15 protein-coding genes are annotated in these 14,615 nt (G+C 60.3%); 5 read left to right on the forward strand and 10 right to left on the reverse strand.

Going from position 1 to position 14,615, the window contains the following annotated elements; translation table 11 throughout:
* Positions 1-363 (forward strand): transposase (locus BMY73_RS13090; protein WP_139214217.1); only part of this gene is annotated, 363 nt, incomplete at its 5' end.
* Between the two features lie 43 nt (positions 364-406).
* On the opposite strand, the gene katE is transcribed toward BMY73_RS13090, so the two are convergent.
* Positions 407-2,566 carry a catalase HPII gene (gene katE, locus BMY73_RS13095; RefSeq protein WP_062386405.1) on the reverse strand — a complete coding sequence of 720 codons (2,160 nt, stop codon included), beginning with the start codon at positions 2,564-2,566 and terminating at the stop codon, positions 407-409.
* Positions 2,567-2,970: 404 nt separating this feature from the next.
* Between katE and BMY73_RS13100 the strand changes: the two genes are divergently transcribed.
* From BMY73_RS13100 to BMY73_RS13110, 3 genes are all read left to right on the forward strand, one after another.
* Positions 2,971-3,978: a methionine ABC transporter ATP-binding protein gene (locus tag BMY73_RS13100; RefSeq protein ID WP_062386403.1), complete on the forward strand. Its 1,008-nt coding sequence runs from the start codon at positions 2,971-2,973 to the stop codon at positions 3,976-3,978.
* On the forward strand, positions 3,978-4,652 hold the full coding sequence (locus BMY73_RS13105) for a methionine ABC transporter permease (protein ID WP_092407569.1): 675 nt from the start codon (positions 3,978-3,980) through the stop codon (positions 4,650-4,652). The genes BMY73_RS13100 and BMY73_RS13105 overlap by 1 nt, the downstream gene beginning before the upstream one ends.
* 65 nt (positions 4,653-4,717) lie before the next feature.
* Entirely contained in the window at positions 4,718-5,491 is a 774-nt protein-coding gene (locus tag BMY73_RS13110) for a MetQ/NlpA family ABC transporter substrate-binding protein (protein ID WP_062386397.1), read from the forward strand.
* A 185-nt stretch (positions 5,492-5,676) separates the two neighbouring features.
* Here BMY73_RS13110 and BMY73_RS13115 read toward each other — a convergent pair whose 3' ends face one another.
* The 5 genes from BMY73_RS13115 to BMY73_RS13135 form a co-directional block, all read right to left on the reverse strand.
* Entirely contained in the window at positions 5,677-6,309 is a 633-nt protein-coding gene (locus BMY73_RS13115) for an SCO family protein (RefSeq protein ID WP_092407571.1), read from the reverse strand.
* Positions 6,306-7,205, reverse strand: a complete 900-nt coding sequence (gene cyoE, locus BMY73_RS13120) for a heme o synthase (protein WP_092407573.1) — start codon at positions 7,203-7,205, stop codon at positions 6,306-6,308. Before cyoE ends, BMY73_RS13115 begins: the two co-directional genes overlap by 4 nt.
* Positions 7,206-7,417: 212 nt before the next feature.
* Positions 7,418-8,473: a COX15/CtaA family protein gene (locus tag BMY73_RS13125; RefSeq protein WP_092407575.1), complete on the reverse strand. Its 1,056-nt coding sequence runs from the start codon at positions 8,471-8,473 to the stop codon at positions 7,418-7,420.
* A 10-nt stretch (positions 8,474-8,483) separates the two neighbouring features.
* A complete protein-coding gene (locus BMY73_RS13130) occupies positions 8,484-9,077 on the reverse strand; it encodes a hypothetical protein (protein ID WP_092407577.1) in 594 nt (197 codons plus the stop codon).
* Complete coding sequence (locus BMY73_RS13135; RefSeq protein WP_092407579.1) at positions 9,043-9,819, reverse strand: SURF1 family protein; 777 nt, start codon at positions 9,817-9,819, stop codon at positions 9,043-9,045. Before BMY73_RS13135 ends, BMY73_RS13130 begins: the two co-directional genes overlap by 35 nt.
* A 71-nt stretch (positions 9,820-9,890) precedes the next feature.
* Here BMY73_RS13135 and BMY73_RS13140 point away from each other — a divergent pair, with 71 nt between their 5' ends.
* Positions 9,891-10,094, forward strand: coding sequence for a twin transmembrane helix small protein (locus tag BMY73_RS13140; RefSeq protein ID WP_062386384.1), 204 nt, complete (start codon positions 9,891-9,893; stop codon positions 10,092-10,094).
* A gap of 193 nt (positions 10,095-10,287) precedes the next feature.
* On the opposite strand, the gene BMY73_RS13145 is transcribed toward BMY73_RS13140, so the two are convergent.
* From BMY73_RS13145 to coxB, 4 genes are read right to left on the reverse strand one after another with little or no spacing between them, the layout of a single operon-like run.
* The gene (locus tag BMY73_RS13145; protein ID WP_062386382.1) at positions 10,288-11,172 is read right to left on the reverse strand and encodes a cytochrome c oxidase subunit 3; all 885 of its coding nucleotides are present in this window, start codon (positions 11,170-11,172) and stop codon (positions 10,288-10,290) included.
* Between the two features lie 27 nt (positions 11,173-11,199).
* A complete protein-coding gene (locus BMY73_RS13150; RefSeq protein WP_092407581.1) occupies positions 11,200-11,763 on the reverse strand; it encodes a cytochrome c oxidase assembly protein in 564 nt (187 codons plus the stop codon).
* 13 nt (positions 11,764-11,776) lie between these two features.
* Positions 11,777-13,366, reverse strand: coding sequence for a cytochrome c oxidase subunit I (gene ctaD / locus BMY73_RS13155; protein ID WP_062386378.1), 1,590 nt, complete (start codon positions 13,364-13,366; stop codon positions 11,777-11,779).
* A gap of 31 nt (positions 13,367-13,397) precedes the next feature.
* The gene (coxB, locus tag BMY73_RS13160) at positions 13,398-14,525 is read right to left on the reverse strand and encodes a cytochrome c oxidase subunit II (RefSeq protein ID WP_092407583.1); all 1,128 of its coding nucleotides are present in this window, start codon (positions 14,523-14,525) and stop codon (positions 13,398-13,400) included.
* Between the last annotated feature and the right edge of the window lie 90 nt (positions 14,526-14,615).

A 14,615-nucleotide genomic window follows, 5' to 3' on the forward strand; every position in this document is an offset into this window, starting at 1 on the left:
TTCCTGACCGCCACAGCGCTGTTTGCGGCCTTTCTTCGAGGCGAGTTTAAAAATGTGGATGCGTATATCGCCTACCTGGGGCTGGACTTGCGGGTGTCGGACTCTGGGAACAAATCAGGTCGCCGCCGGCTAAGCAAAAAAGGCGACCCTGAGGTACGCCGACTAGGCTTCAACGCTTCAATGGCCGCCTGCCGATCGGCGACATGGAAGCCGTATTACGAGAAGAAAATAGGCGAGGGAAAAGCCAGAACTGAAGCATTGACGATATTGAGCAGGAAGCTGGCAGGGGTGGCCTTCTCGCTGATGAAGAAACGGGAAGAGTATGACCCTACGAAACGTTTGGGGGTTGCCCCCCAAACATAGAATCTCCCACAGTTCCGCGGTGAACGAGCCGCAGCGATTGACCTTAGGCCGGAATTGCCTTGGCCTTAGGCTCCCGCGCCCAGACACGATGTTGTTTCATCGCGTCGAAGAAAGCGCCGAACGATTTGCTGTCCGAAACGGCTAGCAGTCCTGCATCGGGTTCCAGACGCAATGCATCAATCAGCTCTTTGGCGTCTCCTGCATAAGCGATCGCTTTGAGATGCTTGTACGCTTCCAGTACGTAATGCAGCGTAACCCCGTTGCCGCTCAGGGCTTTCACGGACGCGGCGCCACCCGGAATGAACACGGCATCGAATGCGATCGAAGGCATCCCCTCGGCCGACGCATCCACAGCCAACGTTCCGCCGTCAGCCGTTTTCACAGGCGCAGAGGTCGGGCCCAGTACCTTCGCATGAGCCGCCTCGGCTTCCAGCGCAGCCTTCATGGTTGCGACCGCCTTCTCATCTACACCGTCTGCAACCAGGATCGCCACTTTGCGAGAAGCGATATCAGGCGGCAGCAGATTAGCCTGACTCAGCAATGGCGACTGATCCACCGTCGGCTTGCCGGTCTTCTGGGGTTTAACCGTTGGACCCGTTGGCGCAGGCAACCCGAGGTTCTCGGCGACGCGCGTGGCCAGGGTCATGTCGATGTTCGCCAGAATCTCGTTCACCTGACGTGCGCGAATGTGCTCGCGCTCGACCTTGCCGAGCTCAAAGCTGTACGCCGCGATGATGTGCTCTTTCTCGTGCTCGCTCATGCTGTTGAAGAACAGTGTGGCTTGCGAGAAGTGATCGCCAAACGATGGACTGCGCTCACGCACCTTGTGAGCTTCAACGCGCTCCTGGTAAGTCTCGAAGCCGCCATCCTGTGGGCCGGCCGGTGTTTCTTTCGGCCAGCCGCCATCGATGGAGTTCGGCTCATAGGAAGCGCGGCCCTTGTCGATGGTCATGCGGTGCTGAGCATCGCGCTGCCCGCTGTGGTTCGGCGAAACCGGGCGGTTGATCGGGATCTCATGGAAGTTCGGGCCACCGAGGCGGCTGATCTGCGTATCGGTGTAGGAGAACAAACGGCCCTGCAGCAACGGGTCATTGGAGAAGTCGATGCCTGGAACAACGTGGCCGGGGCAGAAAGCGACCTGCTCGGTTTCGGCAAAATAATTGTCCGGGTTGCGATTGAGCACCATTTTGCCCAGCGGCGTCACCGGCACCATTTCTTCCGGAATGATCTTGGTCGGGTCGAGCAGGTCGAAGTCGAACTTGTGCTCGTCTTCTTCGGCGACAATCTGTACGCCCAGCTCCCACTCAGGATAGTCACCTGACTCGATGGACTCCCACAGGTCACGGCGGTGGAAGTCCGTGTCTTTGCCCGCGAGCTTCTGGGCTTCGTCCCAAAGCAACGAGCAAGTGCCGTACTTGGGCTTCCAGTGGAATTTCACAAACGAGGATTTACCCTCGGTGTTGATCATGCGGAAGGTATGAATGCCGAAGCCCTGCATGCTCCGCAGGTTTTTCGGAATCGCCCGGTCGGACATGGTCCAGAGCACCATGTGCGCGGACTCGGGCACCAGCGAGACGAAGTCCCAAAAAGTGTCATGCGCCGATCCGCCGGTAGGGATTTCGTTATGGGGCTCGGGTTTCACCGCATGCACGAAGTCTGGAAACTTGATCGCGTCCTGGATAAAGAACACCGGCATGTTGTTGCCGACCAGGTCGTAATTGCCTTCGCCCGTATAAAACTTGACCGCAAAGCCACGTACGTCACGTACGGTATCACCGGATCCGCGTGGGCCCTGTACCGTGGAGAAGCGCACGAACACCGGAGTTTTCTTGCCCGGATCACGCAGGAACTCGGCCTTGCTCAGCGCGGAATGGTTCTCGTAGGTCTGAAAGTAGCCGTGGGCGGCGGCGCCGCGTGCGTGAACGATGCGCTCCGGAATGCGTTCATGGTCAAAATGCGTGATCTTCTCGCGCATGATGAAGTCTTCAAGCAGCGACGGGCCGCGGCTGCCGACTTTCAACGTGTTCTGGTTGTCGGCGACTTTCACGCCTTGATTGGTGCGCAGAGCTTGCCCTGTAGCGTCTGAGCGAAACTGCTCCAGACTTTCGAGTTTCTCGTTGGTGTTGCCGCGATCCAAGGTATCGGTACCGGCAAGGTCACTCGTGGATGTCGGACTTACAGGTGCTGGTTTCTTTGTAGCCATCGGTTCAAAACTCCTCGGTTCAGGCGGCTCTTTCTCGTTCTTCCATAGGCGAAAGGCGGAATAAGCTCGTTAAGCAAGGATTTCCCGGACAGGAGACAGGGGAAATCGCGGCGCTTAATTAGTGACTGAGAGAAAAAAGGGCCGTTCCGTGTTTTTTCTGACCTTTGGTCTAACGTTGCTTCAGCCCAGGTCAGACCCGCGGTATTTGGCGATATGACCGTTTGGCAGGTGGTCCGCTAAATAAATGCTAAGAATTCTGGGCCCAACCCCGGCCTGACAGGCTAAAATGCGCGCCCGGTTTATCCAGCCGAGGCGATAAACGGCCGAAATGGCATCGCCCAGCAGTGTGCTCGAGACCTTTCTCGCATGCTGTTTTTTCTACCGCGCCCCACAAGGTTCGCTAAGTGATCGAGTTTCAAAACGTCCATAAAACCTATCGGGTCGCCGACAGGGAAATCCCCGCGCTGCACCCGACCAGCCTGCGCGTCGAAGACGGCCAGGTGTTTGGCCTGATCGGCCACTCCGGTGCGGGCAAAAGCACCCTGCTACGCCTGATCAACCGCCTGGAAGCGCCAAGCGGCGGCAGGATTCTGGTGGATGACGTCGATGTCACCGCCCTGGATGCCGACGGCTTGCGGGGTTTTCGTCGACAGGTCGGAATGATCTTCCAGCACTTCAACCTGCTGTCGTCCAGGACCGTCGCCGACAACGTCGCCATGCCGCTGACCCTGGCCGGGGACATGTCCCGCGCGCAGATCGACCAGCGAGTGGCGGAGTTGCTGGCCCGTGTCGGGCTGTCCGACCACGCAAAAAAGTACCCCGCGCAATTGTCCGGCGGTCAGAAGCAGCGCGTCGGCATCGCTCGTGCGCTGGCGACCAAGCCAAAGATTCTGCTGTGCGATGAGGCCACCAGCGCCCTCGACCCGCAAACCACGGCGTCGGTCCTGCAGTTGCTGGCCGAGATCAACCGCGAGCTGAAGCTGACCATCGTCCTGATCACTCACGAGATGGACGTGATCCGTCGCGTCTGCGATCAGGTGGCGGTGATGGACGCGGGTGTGATCGTCGAGCAGGGCCCTGTTGCCGATGTGTTTCTGCATCCCAAACATCCGACCACCCGGCGCTTCGTTCAGGAAGACGAACAGGTCGACGAGAACGAGCAGAACACCGACTTCGCTCATGTGCAGGGCCGTATCGTGCGCCTGACCTTTCAGGGCGAAGCGACCTACGCGCCGCTGCTGGGCACCGTCGCGCGGGAAACCGGCGTGGACTACAGCATCCTGGCCGGCCGCATCGACCGCATCAAGGACACGCCTTACGGGCAACTGACGCTGGCGATTACCGGCGGCGACATGGACGCCGCATTCGCCCGCTTCACCGCGGCCGACGTTCACATGGAGATCCTGCGCTGATGGATACCCTGATCAATCTGTTTTCCAACGTCGACTGGTATGAAATCTGGGTCGCCACCGGCGATACCCTGATCATGCTGGGCGTATCGCTGGCCTTCACCGTGCTGCTGGGCCTGCCGCTGGGCGTGCTGATGTTCCTGACGTCGCCGCGCCAGTTGCTCGAAAACAAGTCGGTCTACGCCACCGTCGGCCTGATCGTGAACATGCTCCGGGCGTTGCCGTTCATCATCCTGTTGATCGTGATGATGCCGCTGACCGAAATCATCACCGGCACCTCGCTGGGAATTCTCGGCACGCTACCGCCGCTGATCGCAGGTGCCACGCCATTCTTCGCGCGTCTGGTCGAAACGGCATTGCGGGAGGTGGATCGCGGCATCATCGAAGCGATTCAGGCGATGGGCGCCACCACGCGGCAGATCATCGTCAAGGCGCTGCTGCCGGAGGCGCGTCCGGGCATTCTGGCGGCCATCACGGTAACGGCCATTGCGCTGGTGTCCTTCACCGCCATGGCGGGCGCCGTGGGGGCGGGTGGTCTGGGTGATCTGGCGATTCGCTACGGGTACCAGCGCTTCCAGAACGATGTGATGTTCGTGACGGTCGTATTGCTGCTGGTGCTGGTGCAGATCCTGCAAACCGTGGGCGACAGACTGGTCGCGCATTTTTCGCACCGTTAATTGAATTCGCCGGTCGCCGACCGGCAAATGCGCGCCACCCCGCGCGCATTTCAAGGAGTAGAACCATGAAAAAACTGTTGGCCGTATTCGCTGCCGTGGCTGCCTTTTCCGCCCACGCCGATGAAACCCTGACCGTTGCCGCCACGGCGGTGCCGCACGCCGAGATTCTCGAATTCGTCAAACCGACGCTGGCCAAAGAAGGCGTGACGCTGAACGTGAAGGTCTTCAACGACTACATTCAGCCGAACGTGCAGGTCGATCAGAAGCGCATGGACGCCAACTTCTTCCAGCACCAGCCGTACCTGGATGAATTCAACAAGGGCAAAGGCACGCATCTGGTCAGCGTGGCCAAGGTTCATGTCGAGCCTTTCGGTGCCTACTCGGACAAGATCAAGGACCTCGCCAACCTGCCTGATGGTGCGACCGTCGCTCTGCCGAACGACGCCACCAACGAAGGCCGCGCGCTCCTGCTGCTGGTCAAGGCCGGTCTGATCACCCTGAAAGACCCGACCAGCATCACGGCCAAGCCAAGCGATGTGCAGCAGAACCCGAAAGCGCTGAAATTCCGCGAGCTGGAAGCGGCCACCTTGCCACGCGTGCTGACTCAGGTGGACCTGGCGCTGATCAACACCAACTACGCGCTGACCGCCAAGCTTGATCCAACCAAGGATGCGCTGATCATCGAAGGCCCGGAATCTCCGTACGCGAATATTCTGGTCACCCGCGAAGACAACAAGGATTCGCCGGCCATCCAGAAACTGGTCGCCGCACTGCACAGCCCGGAAACCAAAGCGTTCATTCTTGAGAAATACAAAGGGGCGGTGGTTCCGGCGTTCTGATCAGGGCCTCGCGACACCGATTTGATTGATCGTTCCCACGCTCCGCGTGGGAACGCCGATCAGGCCGCTCTGCGGCCACTGTGAAGCAGAGCGTCACGGGATGCATGCCCACGCGGAGCGTGGGCACGATCATCTGTCCCACAGGTCTGGCATCCGCCACACAATTCGTAGCGAACAATCCCCCATCACTTCCTTTCCACCAACCCCGGCAACTGCGCGATCAGCTTCTGGTTGTTCAATGGTGCGCGGATGAAACCGCGCTGGGTGCCGTCCGGGCCGAGGAGGGCGAGGTTGCCGCTGTGGTCGACCGTGTAGTTCGGCTTGCTGGTGTCGGCCGGAATGAATGGAATACTCACCGCATTGGCCAGTTTCTGGATGGTGTCCACCGGCGCGGTCAGGCCCACGAACTGTTTGTCGAAATAACCCAGATACGTCTTGAGCTGCTGCGGTGTGTCACGGTTCGGATCGACGCTGACCAGCGCGATCCGCATTTTATCGACGGCCTCTTTCGGCAGCTCGCTCTTGATCTGACGCAGTTGGGCGAGGGTGGTCGGGCAGATGTCCGGGCAGAAGGTGTAGCCAAAGAACAGCAGCGTCCATTTATCTTTCAATGACCCCAGCGATACCGGCTGGCCGTCCTGGTCGACCATTTTCAGATCCGGCACGTCGCGACTTTGCGGCAACAGAATCACACCCGCGTCGATCAGCGCGGTCTGGTCACCCTGGCCCTTGCCCGACAGCACGCGGTTGACGGTCAGGCCCAGCACCACCGCTACGATGGCCACGAGAATAAAGACGGTTTTTTGCGTTCGGGTCATAAATTCAACACTAGGTAGTGATCTACGAGCAGCGCGATGAACAGCAGCAGCAAGTACCAGATCGAGTACTTGAAGGTGTTGATCGCGGCGTGCGGCCGGCTGCCACGGTACAACACCAGCGCCCAATGCAGAAAGCGAATCCCCAGCACGCTGGCGCAGATCAGGTACAGCACGCCACTCATCTTGATCACGAACGGCATCAGGCTCACCGCCAGCAGCACGCAGGTGTAGAGCACGATGTGCAGCTTGGTGTACCGCTCGCCGTGAGTGACCGGCAGCATCGGGATGGCAGCCTTGGCGTATTCGTCTTTGCGATGGATGGCCAGCGCCCAGAAGTGCGGCGGCGTCCAGGCAAAGATGATCAGCACCAGAAGCAAGGGCTCAGCGCTGATGTGCCCCGTGACGGCGACCCAACCGAGCATCGGCGGCGCAGCACCGGCCAGCCCGCCGATGACGATGTTCTGCGGTGTCGCACGCTTCAGAAAACCGGTGTAGATCACGGCGTAACCGAGCAGCGACGCCAGGGTCAGCCAGGCGGCCAGCCTGTTGGTGAACGTCAGCAGCAGCGCCTGACCAACGATCGCCAATACAGCGGCGAAGGTGAGGGCGGCGGCAGGTGAAACCCGACCTTCGGCCATCGGTCGCTTATGGGTGCGGGCCATCAGGACATCGATGCGACGGTCGACCACATGGTTCACTGCCGCCGCGCCACCGGCACACAACATGATCCCCATGTTGCCGAACACCAGCACCGCCCACGGCACGCCGGCACGGGTGGCGAGGAACATCCCCACCAGCGAGGTCATCAGCATCAACAGCAGAACCTTGGGCTTGGTCAGCTCCAGATAATCCCGCCACAGGGCCTGGCGATGCTGCTCGCCGGTTGCGGTTGTCATTGACCTACCCCTTGTCTCGGATTGCTTCTGCCCGAAGGGCGTGGGAGCAAGCTTGCTCGCGATCTGGCGCGCAGCGGCAGCAAAATCTGCCAACTGACGGTATCTGACACACCGCGAGCGCAAGTTTCATGACCGGATCCCGGTCAATCGTCATCAAGTTGGCCTCTCACGGCCTCCGGCCAGAACAAAAACCTGAAAGTGTTCGGCTACGTTCACCGATGCGGCCCCAGATGCAGCAGCACATGCGCGTGTTGCCAGAAGCTCGGTGCGTGCCTGCGTGATACGGTGACTGCCGGCCTGACGCGGTAATTGATGAGGGTCAAGGTCAGCATCAGGACCGCAGCCCCGGCGTTGTGCGCGACCGCCACGGCCAGTGGCAGGTGGAACAGCACGTTGCTCATACCCAGGGCGATCTGGAAAAAGAGGGCCAGCACCAACAACCGGGCCAACCCCTTGAGCCCTGCGCGATTCAGCTGCCAGACCAGCGCCAGCAACGAAAAGGTCACCAGCAGCGCGCCGACGCGGTGGGTCAGGTGAATCGCCGTTCGCGCCGTGCTGTCCAGCTGGCCTCCCAGATAGTTGGGGCCGATGTGCTGGGTCAGATGAAAGCCGTTGGCAAAGTCAGCTTCAGGCCACCATTGACCCTGACACGTCGGCAGGTCGGTGCAGGCCATCGCCGCATAGTTGGAACTGACCCAACCGCCCAGCGCGATCTGCAACACCACCAGTGCCAGACCGGCCGTCGCAAGACGCCGCAAACGCGGGCTCACCTGTGGCATCGGCGCGAACACTCCACTCAACCGGGCCGTCAGCAACAACAAAAGACTTAACGTCGTGATCCCCCCCAGCAAGTGGGCGGTCACCACCTGCGGCCACAACTTGAGCGTCACCGTCCACATGCCGAACGCTGCCTGGGCGCCGACCACCCCTACCAGCAACAACGGCAGTCCAACCGGTTGATCGGCGATGTGCCGACGGTGCCAGGCCTGAACACCCAGCATCATGATCATCAGCGCCAGGCCACCGGCGAAATAGCGATGAACCATCTCGTTGCGGCCTTTGTGCTCCTCAATGGGTGCATCCGGGAAGCGCAGTTCGGCATGGGCCCGTTGCGCCTCGGTCTTGGGCACGCTGATAAAGCCATAGCAGCCGGGCCAGTCGGGACAGCCGAGGCCTGCATGGGTCAGGCGGGTGTAAGCGCCGAGCAGCACAACCACCAGCGCCAACAGGGTTGCACACAGTGCGAGACGAAATCCGGGCTTGGTCATCATGACCCCCTTATCCGATGTTCGACAGTTTCAGCAGTTGGCGCAGGTCGTTGAGCAGGTCCTTGCCGTTGACCTCCGCGCCATAACGCAACACTAGGTTGCCGTGCGGATCGACGATCCACAGTTGCGGCAGCTCTACGCCCGGCGCCATTCGGCGATAGCGCTTGAGGTCCAGCGGATAACGCTGCAACTGCGGGTATTCGCGGGTGAGTCTGGCGTCGTATTCGGGGCTGAGGGGCTGGGCGGTGGTGAGCGCGTGGCTGGCCCGTGAGGCATCGCGCCCCAGACCGATCTGGATTTGCCGCGCCAGGTACACCAGTTGCTGGCAGTCGGCGTCGCACTGATCGGGCGCGGTGACCAGCAGTTGCCAGCGCTTCTCGTCGGACTGCACGCCCAGTTCGCTGCGGCTCTCACCATTGCCGATCAGTTCACCATGAAAACTGCGGCTGTCCGGCACCCAGAACTTGAATTTATACATGGTGGTGGCAAGGACCATCGGCCCGAGCGCGACCAGCAACACCAGGATCAACTGAAGCCGACCGCGACGCCGGTTATTCGGCCGGCGGGCTTCAGACATGCTGGCTGGATTCGTCGCGGTTCCCATGCGGCTTCTCCTTATTTTTGTAGTTTTTGTGTGTGCGCCTAGCCGTTCCGGTCGCGTTGAAACCCAGATACAGATAAAGCCCGACCAGCGCGGTGGCCATGGCAAACCATTGCACGGCGTAGCCCAAGTGCTTTTCAGGCCCCATCGCGACCACTGGCCAGTCGACGCGATACGCCGCAGGACCCGCTTCCAGGCGCAGCTCATGAGCGAAGCCTTCGCGATTCAGCTCAGGCCAGACCTTGGCTGGATCAAGCGCCGTGACCAGCTTCGGCCAACGGTCGTTCTGCGCATCGGGATGCAACTGGAAGGTCGCTCCGGGCGAGACGTAGACCCACGCGTCCAGGTTCAGCGATTGCGTCGGCGTCTCGAATACAGGCGGCGTGCGACGGTCCGGCCAAGGCAGCCAACCGCGATTGACCATCAGCCACACACCGCTCGATGGGTCATGGAACGGCTGAATCAGCTCAACGCCGACCTTGCCGTCGCGGGTGCTGTTGTCCAACAGCAGACTGTGTTCGGCGTCGAAGCACCCTCGCAGTTGCACACGGCGATAGGCAGGATCGGCAATGGCGGGCAACCCTTCGGCCGACATCGGCGGTGCGGCGCGGCGCTCGTCATAGTTCGCAAGCATGAGGCGTTTTTCTTCACCGCGTCCGAGCTGCCAGAAGCCCAGGTAAATCAGCACCGGCAGCAACAGAAGCACCACCAGCGTGGGCGCAATGCCGGGCCGAAAGCGCTTCATCACGCCTCCCGCGCCTGCTGACGCGCCCCACCTATACTCCTTTGCATAGCGCTTGCTCCCGGAGTGACCCGATGCTCAAAGCGGCCATTGTTTTTATGCTCATCGCCACGGTGGTCAGTCTGTTCAGCGGCCTGTTCTTTCTGGTCAAGGACGACGCATCATCCACCCGCCTGGTCAAAGCCCTGACCGTGCGCGTGACCTGCGCTGCCATTACCCTGGCGTTGATTGCCTACGGGTATTTCAGCGGGCAGCTGGTTTATCACACGCCTTGGTGACTCAACGCCGTCCCTCTGTAGGAGCGTGGCTTGTCCCGCGATCGCGCCGGGGTCGCGTCCGACGGGACCCGTCGTAAAACCTGCGCACTCGGTATCACAGGCTGACCGCGTTTACCGGATTCGCTACCGCTTCGCGGTAGATCGCGGGACAAGCCACGCTCCTACAGGTCTGCGTGAGGCCAGCAGCCAGCAATCACAAGACATACACAAAAACGAACAACCCCACCCACACCACATCCACAAAGTGCCAATACCAGCTCGCCGCCTCGAACCCGAACTGGTGCTCGGCATCGAAATGCCCGCGCAGTATCCGCATCAGCATCACAAACAGGATGATCGTGCCGATGGTCACGTGGGCGCCGTGAAAACCCGTGAGCATGAAGAACGTTGCGCCATAAATGCCGGACCCCAATGTCAGACCCAGCTCGGTATAGGCCTCGTGGTATTCCATGGCCTGCAGTATCAAAAACCCGAGGCCCAGCAAGATGGTCAGCCCCAGCCAGCGTTTCAGCGCGGCCCGATGCCCTTTCTTCAACGCGTGGTGAGCGATGGTCACCGTGACGCTGGAGCTGACCAGCAGCACGGTGTTGATCAGCGGCAAATGCCAGGGATCGATAATCTCCCTGGGCGGTGGAAACAACTTTGGATCGGGCGTTTGCAGCAGCGGCCAGGCGTACTGAAAGTTGGGCCACAGCATGTGCGCGATGCCCTTCGGACCTTCGCCACCCAGTGCCGGCCCGGTAACGTTGCGTACGTAAAACAGCGCACCGAAGAACGCCACAAAGAACATCACTTCCGAAAAGATGAACCAGCTCATGCCCCAGCGGAATGACCGGTCCATCTGCGCGCTGTAAAGCCCCGCTCGACCTTCCTTGATCACCGTGCCGAACCAGCCAAACAGGATGTAGGCCACGATCAGGCCGCCAATGGCAAAGAAGATCGGTCCGTGGGACTCGCGTCCTGCCTTCAAGTCAATGAACCAGGTGCCCAGTCCGTACATGGTGATGAACATGCCGACCGTGGCGATGATCGGCCATTTGCTCTGCGCCGGGACGTAGTAATGCTCATGCGTTGCCATCTTCTGAATCTCCTCGGCCTTATCGGCCTAACCACCCGATGCCGCAACGGGGCGGGCAACCGGCGGCATGCGAGCGGTGATATCGAACAGCGTGTAAGCGAGCGTCAGGTGTTTCACATCCTTGGGCAGATCGCGGTCGACGATGAAGCGCACCGGCATTTCGATGCGCTCGCCCGGCTGCAGCATTTGCTGGGTGAAGCAGAAGCATTCGGTCTTGTGGAAATACACGGCGGCGGTGCTGGGCGAGATGCTCGGGATTGCCTGGGCCGTCATCGGCTTGTCCGTCGGGTTCTGCGCCACGAAAAGCATTTCGCTGACCGCCCCCGGGTGAACCGTCAGCTCTTGGGCCTTGGGAAAGAAACCCCAGGTCATGTCGGCATTGTTGGTCGCCAGGAACTGCACCCGCACCTGACGGCTGTCATCCACCTGTTGAGTCTGCGTGTATTGATCCCCGGTCTTGCCGTTGATGCCCAGCGCCTTGCACATCACGTCGTACAGCGGCACCAGCGCGAAACCGAACGCAAACATCACCACCACCAACATCAGCAGGCGGGTCACGAGTCGCTTGTTCGGGCGCGGTGTGTCGCTCATGTCATTGGCTCTCTCACTTCACTTCCGGCGGTGTCACAAACGTGTGATAAGGCGCGGGCGAAGGCACGGTCCACTCCAGTCCGTCGGCGCCATCCCACGGTTTGGCCGGTGCTGGCGGGCCGCCACGGATGGTCTTGATCACGATGAACAGGAAGAAGATCTGCGTGGCACCGAAGGTAAACGCGCCAATCGAAGAGACCATGTTGAAGTCGGCGAACTGCAGGTTGTAGTCCGGTACCCGCCGCGGCATTCCCGCCAGCCCAACGAAGTGCATGGGGAAGAACGCCATGTTCATGCCGATGAAAGACAGCCAGAAATGCAGCTTGCCCAGGGTTTCGTCGTACATGTGGCCGGTCCATTTCGGCAACCAGTAATAGGCCGACGCAAAAATGCCGAAGATCGCGCCGGGCACCAACACGTAATGGAAGTGGGCGACCACGAAGTAAGTGTCCTGGTACTGGAAGTCCGCAGGCGCAATGGCCAGCATCAATCCGGAAAACCCGCCGATGGTGAACAGGATCACGAAGGCCACGGCAAACAGCATCGGCGTCTCGAACGTCAGTTCGCCCTGCCACATGGTGCTCACCCAGTTGAACACCTTCACCCCGGTCGGCACGGCGATGAGCATGGTCGCGTACATGAAGAACAGTTCGCCGACCAGCGGGATGCCGACCACGAACATGTGGTGCGCCCAGACGATGAACGACAGGAACGCGATGCTCGCCGTGGCGTAGACCATGGAGGTGTAGCCGAACAGCGGCTTGCGCGAGAACGCCGGAATGATCGAACTGACCGCGCCGAATGCTGGCAGGATCATGATGTACACCTCGGGGTGCCCGAAGAACCAGAACACGTGCTGGAACAACACCGGGTCACCGCCACCTGCCGCGCTGAAGAAGCTGGTGTGGAAGTGAATGTCCATCAGCATCATGGTCACGCACCCGGCGAGCACCGGCATCACCGCGATCAGCAGAAACGCCGTGATCAGCCATGTCCAGACGAACAGCGGCATTTTCATCAGGGTCATGCCGGGCGCGCGCAGATTGAGGATGGTCGCGATGACGTTGATCGCCCCCATGATCGAGCTGATCCCCATCAGGTGGATGGCGAAAATGAAGTAAGTGACGCTTTCCGGCGCGTACGTGGTGGAGAGTGGTGCGTAGAACGTCCAGCCGAAGTTGGGTCCGCCGCCCGGCGTGAACAGGGTCGACACCAGCAGCAGGAACGCAGCGGGCAGGAGCCAGAAACTGAAGTTGTTCATGCGCGGCAACGCCATGTCCGGCGCGCCGATCATCAGCGGGATCATCCAGTTCGCCAACCCGACAAAGGCCGGCATCACCGCCCCGAACACCATCACCAGGCCGTGCATGGTGGTCATCTGGTTAAAGAACGCAGGCTCCACGATCTGCAAACCGGGCTGGAACAGTTCGGCACGAATCACCATGGCGAACGAGCCGCCGAGCAGGAACATGCAGAAGCTGAACCACAGGTACAGGGTGCCGATGTCCTTGTGATTGGTGGTCAGCACCCAACGCATCAGGCCTTTGGCCGGACCATGCACATGGCCCGCGTCGTGGCCATGGTCATCAATCACTGCACTCATGTCCTGTCTCCTACGAAACATTGACGGGTATTCATTTCGCGGCCGCCTGCTTCAGCGCCAGCACGTCTTTCGGGGTCACCATGTCGCCCTTGTTGTTGCCCCACGCGTTGCGTTCGTAGGTGACAACGGCGGCGATATCGACTTCCGAAAGCTGCTTGCCGAACGCCGCCATCGCCGTACCCGGTCGGCCGTTGAATACGATGGCGAGGTGATCTTCTTTCGGGCCCAGGACGATTTTCGAGCCTTTAAGGGCCGGGAACATCGGTGGCAGGCCCTGGCCTTCGGCCTGGTGACAGGCGACACAGGTCGTGTGATAGACCTTGTCCCCTTGGGCAACCAGCTCTTCAAGCGTCCAGTCCTTGCTGGTCAGTTCCTTGAGCTTGGCGGATTCGGCCTTGCGCCCGGCCAGCCAGGTGTCGTAATCGGCCTGCGTCTTGGCCTCAACCACGATGGGCATGAAGCCGTGGTCCTTGCCGCACAGTTCCGAACATTGGCCACGATAGATCCCGGGCTTCTCGATCCGGGTCCAGGCCTCATTGACGAAACCGGGAATGGCGTCGCGCTTGACCGCGAAAGCAGGCACCCACCAGGAGTGAATAACGTCGGCGGCCGTCACCAGAAAACGGATTTTCACCCCCACAGGCACCACCAACGGCTGATCCACTTCCAGCAGGTAGTGTTCGCCCTTGGCTTCCTTGTTGTGGATCTGATCGGCGGGGGTGGCCAGGTTGCTGAAGAACTCGACGTCCTGACCCAGGTACTTGTACTGCCACTTCCACTGGTAGCCGGTGATCTGGATATCCAGCGCCGATTCAGTGTTGTCATACATCTGGATAAGGGTCTTGGTCGCGGGGATTGCCATGACGACCAGGATCAACAAGGGCACGACGGTCCAGAGAATTTCCACCGTGGTGCTTTCGTGGAATTTGGCGGCGACCTGCCCGGTCGAGCGCCGATGAACGATCATCGACCAGAACATCGCGCCGAACACGATGATTCCGATCACCACACAGATCCAGAAAATGGTCATGTGCAGGTCGAAGACCTCGTGACTGACTTCGGTCGCTCCAGGTGCCATATTCGTGGTCCAGGCGGCCTGCGCCTGACCGAATACCGACCACAATAGGAGGCCCATCCAGACGTGTGGATGTCGCATCATTGCGGGTTCCCTCTTGTTCTTCTTATTAGCCAGCAGTCATTTCAGGCGGGGTGAAAACAATGCCGTGCGCAAAGTCGTCACAAATGCCTG

The sequence above is a fragment of the Pseudomonas sp. NFACC02 genome, from assembly GCF_900110765.1.
Taxonomy (GTDB): Bacteria; Pseudomonadota; Gammaproteobacteria; order Pseudomonadales; family Pseudomonadaceae; genus Aquipseudomonas.

Bases quoted from the DNA above. Each gene is read 5' to 3' on its own strand.
- katE (WP_062386405.1), bottom strand. From the start codon at position 2,566: ATGGCTACAAAGAAACCAGCACCTGTAAGTCCGACATCCACGAGTGAC.
- BMY73_RS13105 (WP_092407569.1), top strand. From the start codon at position 3,978: ATGGATACCCTGATCAATCTGTTTTCCAACGTCGACTGGTATGAAATC.
- BMY73_RS13110 (WP_062386397.1), top strand. From the start codon at position 4,718: ATGAAAAAACTGTTGGCCGTATTCGCTGCCGTGGCTGCCTTTTCCGCC.
- BMY73_RS13115 (WP_092407571.1), bottom strand. From the start codon at position 6,309: ATGACCCGAACGCAAAAAACCGTCTTTATTCTCGTGGCCATCGTAGCG.
- cyoE (WP_092407573.1), bottom strand. From the start codon at position 7,205: ATGACAACCGCAACCGGCGAGCAGCATCGCCAGGCCCTGTGGCGGGAT.
- BMY73_RS13125 (WP_092407575.1), bottom strand. From the start codon at position 8,473: ATGACCAAGCCCGGATTTCGTCTCGCACTGTGTGCAACCCTGTTGGCG.
- BMY73_RS13130 (WP_092407577.1), bottom strand. From the start codon at position 9,077: ATGGGAACCGCGACGAATCCAGCCAGCATGTCTGAAGCCCGCCGGCCG.
- BMY73_RS13135 (WP_092407579.1), bottom strand. From the start codon at position 9,819: ATGAAGCGCTTTCGGCCCGGCATTGCGCCCACGCTGGTGGTGCTTCTG.
- BMY73_RS13140 (WP_062386384.1), top strand. From the start codon at position 9,891: ATGCTCAAAGCGGCCATTGTTTTTATGCTCATCGCCACGGTGGTCAGT.
- BMY73_RS13145 (WP_062386382.1), bottom strand. From the start codon at position 11,172: ATGGCAACGCATGAGCATTACTACGTCCCGGCGCAGAGCAAATGGCCG.
- BMY73_RS13150 (WP_092407581.1), bottom strand. From the start codon at position 11,763: ATGAGCGACACACCGCGCCCGAACAAGCGACTCGTGACCCGCCTGCTG.
- ctaD (WP_062386378.1), bottom strand. From the start codon at position 13,366: ATGAGTGCAGTGATTGATGACCATGGCCACGACGCGGGCCATGTGCAT.
- coxB (WP_092407583.1), bottom strand. From the start codon at position 14,525: ATGATGCGACATCCACACGTCTGGATGGGCCTCCTATTGTGGTCGGTA.